Below are 17242 nucleotides of genomic sequence, written 5' to 3' on the forward strand. Positions count from 1 at the left end.
TCGCTAGCCCGGTTGGGTTACAGGTTGAGCCCGCGGATATCCACCGGTCTCTCTTCGTTTTCGGCCGCCCCTTTGTCTTTTCCTCCGACGGCCTTTCCCGCAACATGATAGAAACTGTAGTGGTGGTATTTCCCCGGCCCGTTGATCAGCAGGTCCTCTTTCTCATACACCATATTCTGCCGGTCGTACTCGCACATCTCGAAGTCCGGCGTGAGCTGAATGGCGTAGGTGGGGCAGGCCTCTTCACAGAGGCCGCACATAATGCAGCGGGAGAAATTGATTCGAAAATATCCCGGATACCAGCGTCCGTTTTCGTCTTCAGCTTTCTGCAGGGAAATGCAATCCGGTGGGCAGGCCACCGCGCACAGGTTACAGGCCACACAGCGTTCCTCACCGCCTGGGTCGCGGGTCAGTACGATGCGGCCGCGATAGCGCGGTGCCAGATAGGGTTTCTCATCGGGATATTCCACCGTGACCCGGGGGGTAAACAGATGGCGGAATACCAGCCACATGCTACGCAGTTGACTGATCATGATGTCACTCCCTTCCGGTTCATTGCAGCCATAGCAGGACCCCGCCGGTAACCAGCAAGTTGGCGAGCGCCAGTGGTAGCATTACCTTCCAGCCAAATTGCATCAGCTGGTCGTAGCGCGGTCGCGGCAGGGCGGCGCGCAGTAGTACAAACACACAAACCAGCAGCGCTGTTTTGATACAGAACCAGAGCAATGGTGGCAGCCAGGGGCCGAGCCAGCCGCCGAGGAACAGCGTGGTGATCAGTGCTGATATGAGAATCACCGACAGGTACTCGCCGACAAAGAACATGCCAAATTTCATGCTGGAGTATTCGGTGTGGAAACCGGCGGTGAGTTCGTGCTCTGCCTCGGGCAGGTCAAAGGGAAGGCGGTGGCTCTCTGCAATACCGGCAATAAAGAAAATCACAAAGCCGAGAAACTGTGGCAGTACAAACCAGCCACCTTCCTGTGCGGTAACGATCTCACGCAGATTGAAGCTGCCAGCGAGCATGACCACACCCATCAGGCTGAGGCCCATGAAAACCTCGTAAGAAACGGTTTGCGCTGCGGCACGCAGGCCGCCAAGAAGTGCGTATTTATTGTTGGAAGCATAGGCGCCAAGCACCACGCTGTAGACGGCCAGGGAAGACATGGCGAGCACAAAAAGCAGCCCCACATTGAGGTCCACGATGCCGATGCCGGGTGCGAACGGCACCACTGCGAACCCCAGCAGCATGGTGGCCATCACCAGGGTCGGTGCCAGGATAAACACCGGGCGGTCGGCAAAGTGGGGAACGAAGTCCTCCTTGAAGAAAAGCTTGATCATGTCCGCCACCACCTGCAGCAGACCAAAAGGGCCCACCCGGTTGGGTCCCGGCCTGTCCTGCCACAGGCCCAGCAGCCGGCGCTCGACCCAGGTGAGCAGCGCTGCCAGTAACACCACGACAGTGAGGATGCCGAAAATAGTGGTGAGCTGTGCCAGCAGGGGCGCACTCATGGTTCATCGCCCCCCGCGGTATGGTCGCTGGCTGTGACCGGCTTTATATGAACCGCCACCGGTAACCGCACGGTGATGTCAGCCAGTTCCGGAAAGCCGCAGGGTAAGCCGACAACACCCGGGGAAATCTCAAAGTCCACCCGGGCGTGCAGTTGGCGTCTTGTCTCTCCCAGGTTGAGTACCAGCTGCTCACCATGGTGAATTCCCCTCTGGGCGGCATCTGTCGGGTGCAGTTTGGCGAAAGGGGGCTCGATCGCACTGGCAATGCCCTCGGCGCTGCTGCTCAGTTCTCCGCTGCCAAGCAGGCGGTGCAGCGGCACGGCCAATAGCCTTCCAGATGTGGTGCTGCCGTTCGTTGCATTCCCACACGCGTGCAGTTCCACAGACTGCCAGCGGGGCACGGGTTTCTGTGGACGCTGCAGTAATGTCGGTGCACCGCGTTCGACGCGCAGCCCGTTGAGGCCCTGCAGGTACTTGTGAATTGACTGGTTGGAGGTCCAGCCCGGGGCGCGGATCACCGCCTGCAGAGTCGTCTTCGCAGGGTCGTGTACCCCCTCCATGGTAAAGCTCAGCGGCGCATCGGTGTCTTCGGGTGGAGGCTCTTCGGCCACTCGCCGTTCTGCACTGATGGCGGTGCGGCCACTGGCCCGGTGACTCTGTCGGGCCACGTTGAAATTGTCCCGTAACGAAACCATTAGCCTTCGAATCTCGGCGAACACGGGCAGGGCTTCCGCCAGCGCTGCACTGACGTCATCGCTGTGCTGCCAGCTGCGAACCAGGTCGGCGGTATCACTGTGCAGATTACTGGCACTGATGGCATCGGCCAGCCAGCGCCAGCTTTCCTGTATAAAACCAATGCCCTCGTAGACGCAGTAATGCCGCTGTGCCCGGCCGCTGCTGTTGATTACCGTGCCCTGGTATTCCGGCGTCGCCGCGGTTGGGAATACGAGGTGGGCGCGACGTGTGGTATCGTTGAGCAGATGATCGAGGGCAATCACGGTATCGGCTGAGGAGAGAATTTCCTGCGCCTGGTTTTGCGGCAGCCGTCGGAACAGGTCATTCTCCAGCACCACCAGTGTTACCGGGATTCCCCGCTTCCTCGCATCTGCCATGATCGACCCGGCTCGTTCCAGATGCTGATCGGCGGAGGACAGTATCTGTAGGAGTCCAAGACTATTGACCTCGGGGCAGCTCAGGTATGTATTGACCGGCTCGTCTCTTTCCTCAGCCAGTGCCGTCGCGATGAGGCCGGCAGTGCGCAACAGCCCTGGATGCTGGGCACCGCAGCCGCTAATCACCAGCGGCCTCTCGGCGTCGACAAGGGCACGGGCTGTATCGCGGGCAAGCTGAAGGTAGTCGCGGCTTAGTGGCGAATCGCCTGTATCCGTCAGTGTGTCGCCCTGGTCTGTGCCGCCACGGCTAGCGCCAATCGCCTCGAGTACTGCCTCGCCAAAACTTACCAGCGCATCCGGCGTGCCGATGACGTGGTCGGAGCAGCAGTCCGCCAGAGCCGGAATCTCGCAACCGGCGAACACAATGGGCACTGGCGCTGCGGGCAACTGGCGCAGGGCTGCATCCTGCCAGTCCGGGATTTTCAGTTTTTCCGCCTGCCTGCGACGCTGGTTCTGCGCTGCCTGTCGCACCGCCAGGGCGATGCGCGCTGCGGTATTGTCGATATCCTCGCCGAGAATCAGGATGGCGTCCGCCTGCTCGACTTCCGGTGTGGTGGCACTGCGTATCCGTTCATCACACTGGATACTGTTGACCAGCTGTAATAGCTGCAGGTCAACAGCGCTGACCCCGGCATAGAACTGCTCGGCGCCGGTCAGGGTGCGCAGCGCAAAATTGTTTTCCAGGGAACTGCGCGGTGAGCCAACCCCGAGCAGCAGGTGCTTGCCCGTGCCGTGATCCTCAAGGTGACGGGCAAAGGCCTCTACGCCGTCCGCGGGTGCAATCTGGCGGTGTGAGAGGGCACCGCCCCCCGAGCTGCTGCCGATCAGCTCGATATTGTCCCGCTCCATTACCTGGGTTAAGCGGGCAGGGCTGTTGGCATATTCGTAACCAAAGCGGCCGCGATCACAGAGGAAATAGCCGTTGATGTCGCGTTTGTAGAGGTTGGTGACCCGGCGCAACCAGGGATCGCCGGGGCTACCGGGTTGACGGGCCGCCGGTGCGGTATTGCAACCCACGCCGCAGTGCTCACAGACCGAGGGCGCCATCTGCTGGTCCCACTTGCGCACATAGTGCCGGCTGAAGGTTTTATCAGTGAATACGCCGGTGGGGCAGACTTCCACCAGGTTGCCGCTGAAGCCGCTGAGAAGTCGACCGTCTTCCCTGCGACCAAAGTAAATCTGGTTGTTGCGCCCCAGGGCCTCCAGGTCGGTGCCGCCGGCATAGTCGCGATAGAAGCGGGTGCAGCGATAGCAGGCGATGCAGCGATTCATTTCGTGGTTGATAAACGGGCCCAGGTACTGGTTGCGATGAGTCCGTTTCGGGCCGCGATAGCGCCGCAGGGTATGGCCGGTCATTTCGGTCATATCCTGCAGGTGGCACTCGCCACCCTCTTCACACACGGGGCAGTCGTGGGGGTGGTTGATCATCAGGTTTTCGATGATACCGCCGCGGAATTCGCGCGCCGTTTGGGCGTCCACGCTGTAACGGGCGCCGTCACGGGCCTCGGTCATGCAGCTCATGACCAGCCGACCCTGCTGGTCCTCGTCGTCTTCGTATTCGATCACCGCGCACTGGCGACAGGCACCGACGGAACCCATGGCCGGGTGCCAGCAAAAGTAGGGCAGGTCGATGCCCCGGCTGAGGCAGATGCTGAGCAGGTTCTGCCCGGCTTCTACCTCGTAGTCTTCGCCGTCGACGGTGATGGTTGGCATTAGGTTTTTATTGGGTCCTGATTGAATTCCCTTACGGCCCGCTGCTAATGAAACGGGCAAGCTTTACCGCGAATATGGTCGACAAAGTCCTGCTCGAATAATTTCAGCGCACTCTGGATCGGCTCGGCTGCCCCGGGGGCCAGGGCGCAGAACGTATTGCCGGGAGCCATGCGAATGGTGTGTTCCCGCAGTAGTTCCAGGTCTTCCATCGTTCCCTCGCCGTTCTCGATCCGCTGCAGTATGTGCACCACCCAGGGCAGTCCATCCCGGCAGGGCGTACACCAGCCGCAGGATTCCCGGGCAAAGAATCGTGACAGGTTCAACACCAGGCCCACCGGGCAGGTAGCTTCATCGAGTACCGTGATGGTGCCGGTGCCGAGGCGGCTTCCGGCCTTCCCCACCGCGTCGTAATCCAGGGGCAGGTCGAGGTGCTGCGGGCCGAGAAAGTCCGTGGAACCGCCGCCGGGCAAAAAACCGCGCAGGGTGAGGCCGTCTCGCAGGCCACCGGCATGGTTTTCAATGACCTCCCGCACCGGCGTGCCCATGGGCAGTTCCCACAGTCCGGGTTTGTTGACCTTGCCACTGACGCCAAACAACTTGGTGCCGCCATCCTCACCGCGCCCCAGCTGGCGATACCAGTCCGCACCTTGAGTCACCAGGTGCGGCAGGTTGCACAGGGTTTCCACATTGTTGACGACGGTCGGCCGGCCCCACAGGCCGCTGACCTGCGGATATGGCGGCTTGGCTCGCGGAATCGCGCGCTTGCCTTCTAGTGCATTGAGCAGCGCAGTCTCTTCCCCGCAGATGTAGTTACCGCTGCTGCGATGCAGGTAAATCCTGAGCGGCTGCTCCCAGCCTGTGGTTTCGGGGGTGAGCAGGCCGGCCTGTTCTGCCTCCCCGATGGCATTTTCCAGCACCTTCGCCGCCCGGTGATATTCGCCGCGAATGAAAATATAGGCAGTGGTGGCACCGATGGCATGGGCAGCGATCATCATGCCCTCGAGCAGCAGATGCGGGTCTCGCTCCATCAACAGCCGGTCCTTGAAGGTGCCTGGCTCCATCTCGTCCGCGTTGCAGACCAGGTAGCGAACCGGCTGGGCCTGGCGATCCCCGGGAACAAAGCTCCACTTGAACCCGGTATTGAAGCCCGCGCCGCCGCGGCCCCGCAGGCCGGCTTTCTGCACGAGGTCGATCAGCTTTTCCGGTGACATCCGCAGCGCGCGCAGCCAGCCGCGGTAGCCATCATTATTTCGGTAGGCCCCGAGGTCGAGTGCAGTGTCATCTGCGCCGATATTTTTAGTCAGCGGATTGATCAGCATGCCGTTGTCTTTTCTCTGCCAGCAGGGCTTGCAGTTTCTCCTCAGTCAGGTGGGAGTGAAGTTCCTCATTCATCAACAGGACCGGCGCGCGATCACAGGCACCGAGACAGGGATTTTCCAACAGAGTGAAAATACCGTCAGCGCTGGTTTCCCCGGGATGAATACCCAATGCCTTTTCGAGGGTGGTTTGCAAGCGATCGCAGCCGAGAATCCAGCAGCTGGAACTTTTGCAAAGCTGTATCACTTCGGGGCCCACTGGCTGCCGGAATAACAGCTGGTAATAGGTGGCCAGTCCCTCCAGTTCCGCCTCAGCGATGCCAAGATAGGCGGAAACTGCGCGCAGGCTGTCGTCGGAGATCCAGCCGCGCTCCCGCTGTACGATACGCAGCGCTTCCAGCCCCGCGGCCGCATCGCTTTCGTAATGGCTGCGTTCCTCGTCGATCGCACGCATCTCCTCTGCTGATAGCTGTGGCGCTGTTCCCTCCTGGTGCGCGGGTATTCGCTGTGGCACTTTTTCTGGTCTTTCCTTCATCGCTGGCTCCTAGCGATCCACGTCAGCCATGACGAAATCGATACTGGCGATAATCGCGATCAGGTCTGCCACCATAAGTCCCCGTGACATCAGTGGAATCATCTGCAGGTGTGGAAATGAGGGGGTGCGAATGCGCGCGCGATAAGCGCTGGTATCCCCGTCACTGATCAACTGGTAACTGTTGATACCCTTGGTCGCCTCGACCGGTACACACGCTTCTCCGGCGGGGATCACCGGACCCCAACTGGCATTGAGGAAATGCTGAATCAGGGTCTCGATATCGTGCATGGTGCGCGGCCGGTCCGGAGGTGTGGTGAGTGGGTGCTCTGCCTTCACCGGCCCGCCCGGCATATTGTCGAGGCACTGGCGGATGATGCGCAGGCTCTGGTGCATCTCTTCCGCCCGTACCCAACAGCGATCGTAACTGTCACCACGCACACCAGTGGGGATTTCAAAATCGAACTGGTCGTAGCCACTGTATGGCCGCCGCTTGCGCAGGTCCCACGACAGGCCGGTGGCGCGGAGCCCGGGGCCGGTGATGCCCCACTCGATAGCCTCGTCGGTGTTGTAGACGCCGATGTCGCGGGTACGCCTCTGCACGGTGCTGTTCTTCAGCACCATGCCCTCGTATTCCTGCAGACGGCGGGGCAGGTAGTCGAGGAACTCACGGACCTTCTGTTCCCAGCCGTCGGGCAGGTCCATGGCTACGCCACCAATGCGGAACCAGGACGGGTGCATGCGGGCACCGGTAATAGCCTCGACGATGCCGAACAGTCGCTCCCGGTCCTCGAACATGTAAAACACAGGCGACATCTGCCCCACGTCCTGGGCGAAAGTGCCGTAGAACACCAGGTGGCTCGACAGGCGAAAGAGCTCGCACAACATGACCCGGATTACCTGGGTCCGGGGTGGCACCGTAATACCGGCCATTTGCTCCAGAGCCAGTACATAGGGCAGGTTGTTCATCACCCCGCCGAGATAATCCACCCGATCGGTGTAGGGAATATAGCTGTGCCAGGATTGTCGTTCGGCCATCTTCTCCGCACCGCGATGGTGGTAGCCGATATCCGGCACCGCGTCGACAATACGCTCGCCATCCAATTGCAGGGCCACGCGGAAAACTCCGTGCACACTGGGGTGATTGGGGCCCAGATTGAGGAACATGAAATCGCTGGTGGCACTGGAGCGGGCCATGCCCCATTCTTCAGGCTTGAACAGCAGTGACTGTTGTTCCCGCTGTTCTTTTTCCTCATCGAGATGGAAGGGATCCTTTTCGGTGGCGCGGGCGTGGTGGTCCTTGCGCAGCGGATGCCCTTCCCAGCTTTCCGGCATCATGATGCGGCGCAGGTTCGGATGCCCGCTGAAGCCAATCCCGAACAGGTCCCAGACTTCACGCTCATACCAGTTGGCACTGGGCCAGATGCCGGTGATGGAGGGCGCGCGCAGGTCAGATTCTGCCAGTGGCACCTTGATGCGGATAAACAGGTCGCGCTCCAGGGAGAGCAGGTGGTAAACGAGGGTGTAGTCACTCTCTGGCTGCAGGTCCTGATCCCGGCCGCGATGGTTTCGCAGCCGTTCATCAATGGCGCTCAGGTCGTAGAGCATGCGAAAGGGGTGGGGAATCTCCTGCTTCAGGGAGATTAATATCGGCAGTAATGCCCCCGCCTCTACCCACAGTGTGGGCAAGTCGAGGCAATCCGGTTGCAGCCAGTAGGCCGGTGCACTTGCCAGCTGGCGCAGATCAGCCACAAACTGTTCTGCCGCCGCCCGGTAGGGCGACTGTGGAGGCTGGCATTCGGCGATGACATCGCGCATGACGGCCCCCCGCTTATACCGAGTCCGGCGTGCGCAGCTGTTCCGCGCGCATGCGCTCATCCCGATGCAAATCCCGCTGGCTGACGCGCGGTACCTGTCTTACCCCCTGATCCTCCACAACCCAGCTGAGCGATCGGCGCTCTTCGGCTATCGACTTCTGCAACAGGGTGAGTCCCTGCATCAATGCCTCCGGTCGCGGTGGGCAGCCGGGCACATAGACATCCACCGGTAGAAAGCGGTCGACTCCCTGCACGACGCTATAGATATCGTACATGCCGCCAGAATTGGCGCAGGAGCCCATGGAGATGACCCAGCGGGGCTCCATCATCTGTTCATAGAGCCGCTGGATTACGGGGGCCATCTTCAGGAATACCGTGCCGGAGATCACGATCAAGTCGGCCTGCCGGGGTGTCGCCCGGATCACTTCCGAGCCGAAGCGCGCCAGATCGTGACGGCTGGTAAAAGCCGTCGCCATTTCCACGTAACAGCAGGAAAGGCCGAAGTTGAATGGCCACAGGGAATTCGCGCGCCCCCAGGCTACCAGGTCCTCGAGCTTGGTCATGAGAACATTGCGTCGCACATCGGATTCTGCCGTGTTCTCTGCCGCAGCTTCTCTCGCAATCAGTTCCGGTTCGGGCGGCTGCGCCCGGGTCAGTGTCCAGCGCATGCTTGCTCCTCAGGGCGGCTTTTCCTGTTGCCGCTGTTCCAGGCTCAATTGGCGGCCGCCCCAGTCGAGGGCGCCAAGGCGCCACAGGTAAACCAGCCCCACCAGCAGAATGGCGATAAAAACTGCTGCCTCGACAAAGCCAGCCAGCCCCGCCTCACGAAAGGCCACCGCCCAGGCGAACAGAAACACCGCTTCCAGGTCAAAAATGATGAACAGGATGGCGACAACGTAGTAGTTCACGGCGAAGCGCAGCCGCGCACTGCCCTGGGATACGATGCCTGACTCGTAAGGCTGGTGCGTAGCGGGGTCACTTCGACGTTGCCCCAGCAGGTGTGACAAAACCAGCATCAGTGCAATCAGGCCGAGCACAGCCAGGGCATAGACAAAAAGCGGCCAGATATCGCCGGTAGTCGCTGTTTCTGTCACTGATTGCTCCCTTGCCCGCGCTCACTTTTCGGCTTTTTTCGTTTCGATGCCGCTGGGAGCCGGGCGAAGATTGGCTGAATGTAGAGAATACCCGCGCACTTTTCATTCTTTTGGCGTGGTATCTATTCACGCTCTCCATGGGTTGGCTTATGTAGTCGAATTTCCTTGGGAGAGCACTGCAAGACTTATAGAAGGGATAAGGTGCAGGCGCCAATGATCGGCGGAAAAGTCCTCGTCACGATAATCAGCAAAAGGCATGGACGAAGTAAGAAAGTCTCAGGGTGCTCAAGTCAACGCGTTGTGATTGGGTGTATCCGTACACCCCAGCGGTTTCTGCCTCATCGGAATAGATGGTGTTCCTTCATGGAACGCGCGCAGGCGTAATGCCTTAAGCGCCGATCTTAGGTTCTGCATGAGGCAGGGCAGGCACGCGGGAGGGCTTTGTTCGATACTCCTACAGGAAAAAGGAAGGGAGTCCCGTATGCGAAGCTTCGTAGCGCTCGTTCTGATTGTGGTGGCGTATTTCACACTTGCGGCGGAAAAAACTCCGCAGAAGGAGGGGGATGAGTTTTCACGAGTGCCGCCAGCGCTTATAGTCGGGCCCTATCGCCATGTGCGCCCAGAAGATGCCGGTGTCACTATTGGCGCTGGTGTCATCGCTCCATTCCCCACCAGGGCTTACCGCGGCCCAATGAAGATCAGCTCCCCGACCACCATTGAAAATGTTGTCGTAGAGGGCTGCCTGCGCATCGAGAGTGATAATGTGATTTTGCGCAACGTGGTCATTCGTTGTGACTCATTTTACCCGGTAAAAGCCACGGATCACTCGGATTTCCGTATCGAGTACAGTCTGGTGCAATGCTCAAAGCCCACCAAGGTTTTCCGGCTCATCAATTATCAGAACTTCGTTGTCCACCGCACCGAGACCCGCGGCTGTGAGGATCTGTTTGTCCTTAGCGGAAATAACGATGGCCTTGAGGTCACATATAACTACATGCACTCTCTGACCCTGACCCCGAAGTCCCATGCAGATGGTTTTCAGTTTGGCAAGGTTCCAATGTCAGGTTCTGCTGTTATTCGCGGGAACTATTTTTGGGCCAACGCAGAGGGCCCCAAGACTGACATCGTTTTCGCAGGCGGAGCTTCTCCGGTACAGTTTCGTATTGAAGATAACTTCTTTCGGGTCTGGGGCCTGAGGACTATCCGGTGTAGCGGACCCAACAGCAGCTGCATCATCCGTAACAATGTCTATGAGCAGGCCTATGAGGATATGTACCTGCTTCGCTACGGGAAGCTGCTGTTCGCTTACCTCAAGGGGAGCGGTGACCATGCGGCATCCTGTAACCGCCTCGAAGACGGTACAATGGCGAAAGAGCACCAAAATGGGATCGACCGCTTCTTCGGGGTGAATCATGAAGTTAATGATTGCCCGGAATGGCCCTATAAATAGCACCGGTGAAGATCATCGTTCGTTCTTTATGAGCGATGAGCGGGAAGGCCAGACTTGCTGCGTTACTGTGACAGGAGTCTCGCACTATATTTTCTGCCGCTGAGCTGAGCGTAGAATTTCAGGAGATAAAGCGATGGGTGGCAAGTGCAACAAAGCGGAGAGCCAGCTCAATCCATATTGGTTGATTTTAGTCGGCTCGCTAACGATTTTGCTGATTCCGCTGATTGCCATGCAGTTCACTGCAGAAGTCAATTGGGATCGCTACGACTTTATACTTATGGCTGCGCTTACCATTGGCTTGGGTAGCCTGTGCGCATTTATCTCGAAGCGTAGTACCGCTAAATCTAGAATTCCCGTGGTCGCCACTTTCGTGGTGGTATTTCTGTATCTATGGATAGAGCTGGCTGTGGGGATCTTCGGTGGCTGGGGAACATAAGTATCCCGGTCAGATCTGCATACAGAGCGGTTGCAGTGGTTTTGCTTCAGTCCCAGGTAAAAGAAAAAGAAAAAGAAAAGGGGCCTGAGCCCCTTTTGCTTGTCATTGATCAGCTGCGGTAGTGATCAGAGCTTGGAGATTTCCTCCAGCTGCTGCTGCAGGCGATTCTGAGCACTTTGCATCTCGGCCAGCTTCCCTCGCTCCTTCTCGACCACTGCCTCAGGCGCCTTGTCGACAAACTTCGGGTTCTTCAGCTTGCCTTCGACACGGGCCAGTTCCTTCGCCAGCTTGTCGATTTCCTTCTGCAAGCGGGCGGATTCTGCAGCCACATCGATCAGGCCCGCCATGGGTACCAGCAGCTCCACATCGCCCGCCAGGGCGGTGGCGGAAGCCGGGGCGGTCTCGCCGGCGTTCAGCCAGGAGACGGACTCCAGGCTGGCCAGCTTGATCATCAGCGAACGGGCATTGTCGAGGTTCTGACGGTCCTCTGCACTGCCGCCGCGCAGAATCAGTGGAATCTTTTTCGCCGGGGAGATGTTCATCTCGCCGCGGATATTGCGCACGCCCTCGATCACCTGCTTGAGCGCCGCGATGGCAGCCTCTGCCTCGGTGTCGATGCGGTTTTCGTCCGCTTCCGGATACGGCTGCAGCATGACGGTATCGCCGCTCTTGCCGGCCAGGTCCTTCACCCGCTGCCAGATCTCCTCGGTAATGTACGGCATCATCGGGTGCGCCAGGCGCAGGACGGTCTCCAGTACGCGGATCAGGGTGCGGCGCGTGCCTTTCTTCACCGCAGCGGACGCGGACTCGTCCCACAGCACCGGCTTGGAGAGTTCCAGGTACCAGCTGCAGTATTCGGCCCAGATAAAGTCGTACAGTGCCTGTGAGGCGAGGTCGAAGCGGTAGCTGTCCATGGCTTCGCGTACGGTCTTCTCGGTGCGCTGCAGCTGGGAGATGATCCAGCGGTCGGCGAGGGACAGCTCGAAGTCGCCGCTGCCATCCTGGCCGCAGTCGTGACCTTCGCAGTTCTGCAGGACGTAGCGGGACGCGTTCCAGATTTTGTTACAGAAATTGCGGAAGCCCTCGATACGCCCCACATCAAACTTGATGTCGCGACCGGTCGAGGCCAGTGAGTAATAGGTGTAGCGCAGGGCGTCGGTGCCGTAGGGGGCGATGCCCTCCGGGAATTCCTTGCGGGTCTGCTTTTCGATCTTCTCACGCAGGTGCGGCTGCATCATGCCGGTGGTGCGCTTCTGTACCAGGCTCTCCAGGTCGATCCCGTCGATCAGGTCGATGGGGTCGAGCACGTTGCCCTTTGACTTGGACATCTTCTGGCCATGGCTGTCGCGCACCAGGCCGTGTACGTAGACGGTATGGAAGGGCACTTCCTTCTTGAAGTAGAGGGTCAGCATCATCATCCGGGCGACCCAGAAGAAGATGATGTCGAAGCCGGTCACCAGCACCGAGGTGGGGTGGAAGGTCTTCAGCTCTTCGGTCTCCTCGGGCCAGCCCAGGGTGCCGAAGGTCCACAGGCCGGAAGAGAACCAGGTGTCGAGTACATCTTCATCCTGGCGCAGGGCGATATCGCCCAGGTTGTGCTTCTGGCGCACTTCCTCTTCGCTGCGGCCCACGTAAACGTTGCCATTATCGTCGTACCAGGCGGGAATCCGGTGGCCCCACCACAGCTGGCGGGAGATACACCAGTCCTGGATATCGCGCATCCACGAGAAGTACATGTTCTCGTAGTTTTTCGGTACGAAGTTGACGCTGCCATCTTCGACGGCCTTGATCGCCTCATCGGCCAGCGGCTGGGTTTTTACGTACCACTGGTCAGTGAGCCACGGCTCGATCACGACGCCGGATCGGTCACCGCGGGGCACTTTCAGGGTATGGGGTTCGGTTTTTTCCAGCAGGCCCAGGGCGTCCAGGTCGTCGACGACCTGCGTGCGCGCCGCAAAGCGCTCCATGCCGCGGTATTTCTCCGGCACGGCGTCGTTCAGGTTGGCGTCCGCATCGAGGATGTTGATCATCTCGAGATTGTGGCGCTGGCCCATCTCATAGTCGTTGAAGTCGTGGGCCGGGGTGATCTTCACACAGCCGGTACCGAACTCGCGGTCGACATAGTCGTCGCCGATGATGGGAATTTCGCGATCCGCCAGCGGCAGTTTGATGGTTTTGCCGATCAGGTGCTGGTAACGCTCGTCCTCCGGGTGCACTGCCACAGCGGTATCGCCGAGCATGGTTTCCGGGCGGGTAGTGGCGACGACCAGGTGGCCGGAGCCGTCCGCCAGCGGGTAGCGGAAGTGCCACAGGTGGCCCTGTTCTTCCTCGTTCAGTACTTCGAGGTCGGAGATGGCGGTGTGCAGTTTCGGGTCCCAGTTCACCAGGCGCTTGCCGCGGTAGATCAGGTCGTCTTCATACAGGCGGATAAAGACTTCCTGCACCGCCTTGTAGAAGCCGTCGTCCATGGTGAAGCGCTCGCGGGACCAGTCGGGGCTGGCACCCAGGCGGCGCAGCTGGCGGGTGATGTTGCCGCCGGACTGTTCCTTCCACTCCCAGACTTTTTCGATGAATTTGTCACGGCCCAGCTCGTGGCGGTTGGTGCCCTCCGCGGCCAGCAGACGCTCCACCACCATCTGGGTGGCAATACCGGCGTGGTCCGTGCCAACCTGCCACAGGGTGTTGTCGCCCTGCATGCGGTGATAGCGGATCAGCGCGTCCATGATGGATTCCTGAAAACCGTGGCCCATATGCAGGCTGCCGGTGACATTCGGCGGCGGGATCATGATGCAGTACGGATCGGCCTGGGTGTCGCCGCTGGGCTTGAAGTAGCCGCTCTCTTCCCAGGTCTTGTACCACTGCTGTTCGATGGCGTTGGGCTGGTATGTCTTGTCCATACGGGTGGGGAAACCTTGTGTTGACTGACTGCTGGCGCCTTGGTTGCCGCAAGGGCAGGGCGGTCACTGCGCCGAAAAAGGCGGGAATTATACCGCCGCGGCCGGGGGCGGCAAAAGGGAGGAGACAGCCGAAGGGCGCCAATGTTCGTATGCGCTGCGTGAGGCAGATGCTGAATCGGGAGCCGGCGGTGGATTCAGCGTTTGGCTTCCAGCTCGTCAATCATCAGCTCGATGCGGGCACGCAGCTGGCGCTCCAGCTCCGGTAGCTGGCTGGCCACCAGGCGGTCAACCAGTTTCTGGCGCTGCTGGGCACGCTCGCGCGCGCGCTCGGCTTGCGGGTCCTGCTCCAGCGGGGCGTCTTCTGCTGAGGCAGCCGATGCTTCCGCTGCGGTGGGCAGGGCACCCTCCGCCAGCCTGCTTGCGGCCTCCTGTTCCATTTCTCGTAAGGCGTCAGTGACGGCCGTTTCCTGCTCATGCTCATGCTCGTGCTCTTTTGCCTGGGGCTCGAGGGCAGGTTCCGGTAGCAGTTCAACGTCGGTATCGATTTTGGCCGGTGGTGACTGGGCTTCCTCGGCCGGTTCCGGATCCCGCGGTACTCTGCCGCCGGTCAGGCGGGCGCGAATATGCGCCGGCAGAAAGGGATTCTCCGCGGGTTTGGGTGCGGGGGGATCGAACAGATCGCTCTGTTGCTCCGCGGGCTGGAGTTTGCGCTTGCTATCTACGGTCACCGCCTGGTCTGCCGCAGGCGGGGAGGGCAGGTCCTGCAACGGGCGCAGCAAGGCACGGTCGGCCTCGTTGAGCTCGGGACTGATGTCCTCCGGCAATTCCTCATCCACCGGGGAGAAGAGAATGGGCAGATCGCTCTCGTCGAGCGGCTCCTGCACGGGCTGGCGCTCGGGGGGCGTTGCCTTTGCCTGGCGCGGCGCTGTCACCGGGGCGGGCTCTGCCACCTGGTCCAATATGGGGATTTCGCCCAGATCGTCGGTGCCGAGCAAATCGCGCAGGGAGCTCAGTTCGTCCAGCAACTCGGTGGAGTTGCCGCGCTGTTGTTGGCGCTGTCTGTGCTTGTGCTTTTTACCGGCCATCTGCTGCGTTCCGAGGGAGCGGAGTTAGTGGTTACTGATGCGATGGGATTGTAACGGATATCCGCGGTCGCGAAAGTAGCTGTAGCGCTGGCGCGACCGGGCCAGGGCTTCGGGCTGCTGCACCACAATCTCGGCCAGGCGTTCGAAGCGGCTGAACCACCCGGGCACCTCGCTGCAGAGATTGATCAGCAGGCCGTGGTGGGCACCCGGGTCCTCGCCACAATTGATTTCCACCGCGGCCTGTTTTTCGGCCTGTTGACGGTCATGGGGCAGGAAGGCGTCCTCGCGGAAAGTCCACAGCAGCTTGTCCAGCGCCTCGGCCCGCTCGGCGTTGTCCACCGCCACCAGTACCCGCAGGCCGGCCCGGTGGGCCTTCTCGGCCAGCCGGCAGGCGAAGTGATCACCGGATTCGAGGGTATCGGAGGAGAGGATATAGAAGTCGATGCGGGTCATGGCTTCCTGGTTCGGTACCTGATTAGTGGCGGCTGACACTATGGAAATGGCGTGGTGCTGATAGCGTTTTACGGCAGCAAAAAGCCGCCCTGCATGTACGCACAGCGCATCTTGTAAAACGCTGCCGGAGGCAGGGCCGCCGGGGCCCTGCCGAACTGCCTGCGCCGACTTTAATTCTGCTTATTTATTGAGCAGGTATTCCATCAGCAGTGGTACCGGTCGACCGGTGGCGCCCTTGTTGCCGCCGGAATTCCAGGCGCTGCCGGCAATATCCAGGTGGGCCCAGGTGTAGTCTTCGGCGAAGCGTGACAGGAAGCAGGCGGCGGTTACTGAGCCCGCCTCGCGGCCACCGATGTTCTGCATATCGGCAAAATTGGAATCCAGCATCGGCTGGTATTCGTCCCACAGCGGCATCCGCCAGGCGCGGTCACCGGTGCGCTCGCCGGCGGCGATAAGCGATTGGGCCAGCTCGTCCTCGTTGGCATACAGGCCTGTGGCGTGGTTACCCAGTGCGATCACGCAGGCACCGGTCAGGGTGGCCACATCAATCACCACTTCCGGCTTGAACTTGGCCGCGTAGGTCAGCGCGTCACAGAGCACCAGTCGGCCCTCGGCATCGGTGTTGAGGATCTCGATGGTCTTGCCGGACATGGAGGTGACCACATCACCCGGCTTGCTGGCGCGGCCACTGGGCATATTCTCTGCGGCGGCAACCAGGCAGACCACGTTGATGGCGGGTTCCAGCTCTGCCAGGGCGGCCATGACGCCGAAGACGCTGGCGGCGCCACACATATCGAACTTCATCTCGTTCATGGCCTGACCCGGCTTCAGGCTGATGCCGCCGGTGTCAAAGGTGATGCCCTTGCCCACCAGTACTACGGGCTTCTGGTTGGCCTTGCCGCCTTTGTACTGCATGGCGATCAATGCCGGCGGCTCGTCGCTGCCCTTGGCCACACTCATGAAGGCGCCCATGCCGAGAGACTGCATTTTCTTGGCGTCGACCACGGAGGTGGTGATTTTTGCGTGCTTTTTCGCCAGCTCCTTGGCCTGGCCGACGAGATACGTCGGTGTACAGATATTGCCCGGCAGGTTACCGAGCTCGCGGGCCACATTGCTGCCGGTGGCTTGGGCTGCGCCCATGGCGACACCCTTCTTGACGGCGCTCAGCTGCTTCTTTTCCGGAGCATGCACCTGGAACTTTGCCAGCGGGTTCGGCTTGGCATCGCTCAGGCAGCGGGTGAACTTGTAGCATGCCAGGCCTGCTGCCAGTGCCAGCTGCTGTGCCTGCCAGGCGCTGTCAGCGTCGGCGACTTCCAGTTCGGTCAGGTAGCTGAATGCGTCTTTATAGCCTTTCACCGCCTGGGCACTGGCGCCGGCCAGCTTGCGGAAGTCTGCCTGGCTGAGAACGCCCTCACCACTGCGCACCAGCAGGACTCGCTCTGCCGGGCCTTCGGTCATGGACAGCAGTTGGGTGGCACCGAGTTTGCTGCCCAGGTCGTTGCGCTTGAGCAGTTTGCCGATAGCGCCACCGCAGGCCTCATCGAGGGCCTTGCCGCTGGCAGTGAGACGGCTCTTGGCATCCACAGGGATGATGGCGCAGGCGGTGCGCTGTTTGCTGGCTTCGGAGACCTTGGCGGAGAACTGCATGATTCCTTTTCCTTCTCTGTTTACCCACTCTTTACCCACGCTCAATCCGCGGGGATGCCTCGCGACCGAGACATCGGAAATAATTTTGGCGATAATGCGGGCACAAGTTTAACCCCTGGCG

The 17242-nt window shown here is 60.4% G+C and carries 14 protein-coding genes; 2 read left to right on the plus strand and 12 right to left on the minus strand.

Going from position 1 to position 17242, the window contains the following annotated elements:
* Positions 1 to 17: 17 nt before the first annotated feature.
* From nuoI to ndhC, 8 genes are read right to left on the minus strand one after another with little or no spacing between them, the layout of a single operon-like run.
* Positions 18 to 533 carry an NADH-quinone oxidoreductase subunit NuoI gene (gene nuoI / locus AWR36_RS13260; RefSeq protein WP_067085788.1) on the minus strand — a complete coding sequence of 172 codons (516 nt, stop codon included), beginning with the start codon at positions 531 to 533 and terminating at the stop codon, positions 18 to 20.
* Positions 534 to 552: 19 nt separating this feature from the next.
* On the minus strand, positions 553 to 1509 hold the full coding sequence (gene nuoH / locus AWR36_RS13265) for an NADH-quinone oxidoreductase subunit NuoH (RefSeq protein ID WP_067085790.1): 957 nt from the start codon (positions 1507 to 1509) through the stop codon (positions 553 to 555).
* The gene (nuoG, locus tag AWR36_RS13270) at positions 1506 to 4394 is read right to left on the minus strand and encodes an NADH-quinone oxidoreductase subunit NuoG (RefSeq protein ID WP_067085793.1); all 2889 of its coding nucleotides are present in this window, start codon (positions 4392 to 4394) and stop codon (positions 1506 to 1508) included. Before nuoG ends, nuoH begins: the two co-directional genes overlap by 4 nt.
* 44 nt (positions 4395 to 4438) lie before the next feature.
* Complete coding sequence (gene nuoF / locus AWR36_RS13275) at positions 4439 to 5713, minus strand: NADH-quinone oxidoreductase subunit NuoF (protein WP_067085796.1); 1275 nt, start codon at positions 5711 to 5713, stop codon at positions 4439 to 4441.
* The gene (gene nuoE, locus AWR36_RS13280) at positions 5691 to 6245 is read right to left on the minus strand and encodes an NADH-quinone oxidoreductase subunit NuoE (RefSeq protein WP_082679599.1); all 555 of its coding nucleotides are present in this window, start codon (positions 6243 to 6245) and stop codon (positions 5691 to 5693) included. Before nuoE ends, nuoF begins: the two co-directional genes overlap by 23 nt.
* A gap of 9 nt (positions 6246 to 6254) precedes the next feature.
* Positions 6255 to 8060: an NADH-quinone oxidoreductase subunit C/D gene (gene nuoC / locus AWR36_RS13285; RefSeq protein ID WP_067085801.1), complete on the minus strand. Its 1806-nt coding sequence runs from the start codon at positions 8058 to 8060 to the stop codon at positions 6255 to 6257.
* A gap of 13 nt (positions 8061 to 8073) precedes the next feature.
* Positions 8074 to 8727 (minus strand): NADH-quinone oxidoreductase subunit B, encoded by a 654-nt coding sequence (locus AWR36_RS13290; RefSeq protein WP_067085804.1) that lies wholly within the window; start codon positions 8725 to 8727, stop codon positions 8074 to 8076.
* Between the two features lie 9 nt (positions 8728 to 8736).
* Positions 8737 to 9153, minus strand: coding sequence for an NADH-quinone oxidoreductase subunit A (ndhC, locus tag AWR36_RS13295; protein WP_067085806.1), 417 nt, complete (start codon positions 9151 to 9153; stop codon positions 8737 to 8739).
* A 481-nt stretch (positions 9154 to 9634) separates the two neighbouring features.
* On the opposite strand from ndhC, the gene AWR36_RS13300 reads away from it, so the two are divergent.
* Positions 9635 to 10603 carry a hypothetical protein gene (locus AWR36_RS13300; RefSeq protein ID WP_067085809.1) on the plus strand — a complete coding sequence of 323 codons (969 nt, stop codon included), beginning with the start codon at positions 9635 to 9637 and terminating at the stop codon, positions 10601 to 10603.
* Positions 10604 to 10736: 133 nt separating this feature from the next.
* Positions 10737 to 11039, plus strand: coding sequence for a hypothetical protein (locus tag AWR36_RS13305; protein ID WP_067085810.1), 303 nt, complete (start codon positions 10737 to 10739; stop codon positions 11037 to 11039).
* A 125-nt stretch (positions 11040 to 11164) separates the two neighbouring features.
* Here AWR36_RS13305 and AWR36_RS13310 read toward each other — a convergent pair whose 3' ends face one another.
* From AWR36_RS13310 to AWR36_RS13325, 4 genes are all read right to left on the minus strand, one after another.
* Entirely contained in the window at positions 11165 to 13936 is a 2772-nt protein-coding gene (locus AWR36_RS13310; protein ID WP_067085813.1) for a valine--tRNA ligase, read from the minus strand.
* A gap of 194 nt (positions 13937 to 14130) precedes the next feature.
* Positions 14131 to 15021 (minus strand): hypothetical protein, encoded by an 891-nt coding sequence (locus AWR36_RS13315; RefSeq protein ID WP_067085816.1) that lies wholly within the window; start codon positions 15019 to 15021, stop codon positions 14131 to 14133.
* A gap of 24 nt (positions 15022 to 15045) precedes the next feature.
* Positions 15046 to 15474 (minus strand): DNA polymerase III subunit chi, encoded by a 429-nt coding sequence (locus AWR36_RS13320; RefSeq protein WP_067085818.1) that lies wholly within the window; start codon positions 15472 to 15474, stop codon positions 15046 to 15048.
* A 180-nt stretch (positions 15475 to 15654) separates the two neighbouring features.
* Complete coding sequence (locus tag AWR36_RS13325; RefSeq protein WP_067085821.1) at positions 15655 to 17121, minus strand: leucyl aminopeptidase; 1467 nt, start codon at positions 17119 to 17121, stop codon at positions 15655 to 15657.
* Between the last annotated feature and the right edge of the window lie 121 nt (positions 17122 to 17242).

Origin of the sequence: Microbulbifer flavimaris (assembly GCF_001641755.2) — a bacterium.
GTDB lineage: Bacteria > Pseudomonadota > Gammaproteobacteria > Pseudomonadales > Cellvibrionaceae > Microbulbifer > Microbulbifer flavimaris.

Coding starts and splice junctions, on each gene's coding strand:
- nuoI (WP_067085788.1), bottom strand. CDS start 533: ATGATCAGTCAACTGCGTAGCATGTGGCTGGTATTCCGCCATCTGTTT.
- nuoH (WP_067085790.1), bottom strand. CDS start 1,509: ATGAGTGCGCCCCTGCTGGCACAGCTCACCACTATTTTCGGCATCCTC.
- nuoG (WP_067085793.1), bottom strand. CDS start 4,394: ATGCCAACCATCACCGTCGACGGCGAAGACTACGAGGTAGAAGCCGGG.
- nuoF (WP_067085796.1), bottom strand. CDS start 5,713: ATGCTGATCAATCCGCTGACTAAAAATATCGGCGCAGATGACACTGCA.
- nuoE (WP_082679599.1), bottom strand. CDS start 6,245: ATGAAGGAAAGACCAGAAAAAGTGCCACAGCGAATACCCGCGCACCAG.
- nuoC (WP_067085801.1), bottom strand. CDS start 8,060: ATGCGCGATGTCATCGCCGAATGCCAGCCTCCACAGTCGCCCTACCGG.
- AWR36_RS13290 (WP_067085804.1), bottom strand. CDS start 8,727: ATGCGCTGGACACTGACCCGGGCGCAGCCGCCCGAACCGGAACTGATT.
- AWR36_RS13300 (WP_067085809.1), top strand. CDS start 9,635: ATGCGAAGCTTCGTAGCGCTCGTTCTGATTGTGGTGGCGTATTTCACA.
- AWR36_RS13305 (WP_067085810.1), top strand. CDS start 10,737: ATGGGTGGCAAGTGCAACAAAGCGGAGAGCCAGCTCAATCCATATTGG.
- AWR36_RS13310 (WP_067085813.1), bottom strand. CDS start 13,936: ATGGACAAGACATACCAGCCCAACGCCATCGAACAGCAGTGGTACAAG.
- AWR36_RS13315 (WP_067085816.1), bottom strand. CDS start 15,021: ATGGCCGGTAAAAAGCACAAGCACAGACAGCGCCAACAACAGCGCGGC.
- AWR36_RS13320 (WP_067085818.1), bottom strand. CDS start 15,474: ATGACCCGCATCGACTTCTATATCCTCTCCTCCGATACCCTCGAATCC.
- AWR36_RS13325 (WP_067085821.1), bottom strand. CDS start 17,121: ATGCAGTTCTCCGCCAAGGTCTCCGAAGCCAGCAAACAGCGCACCGCC.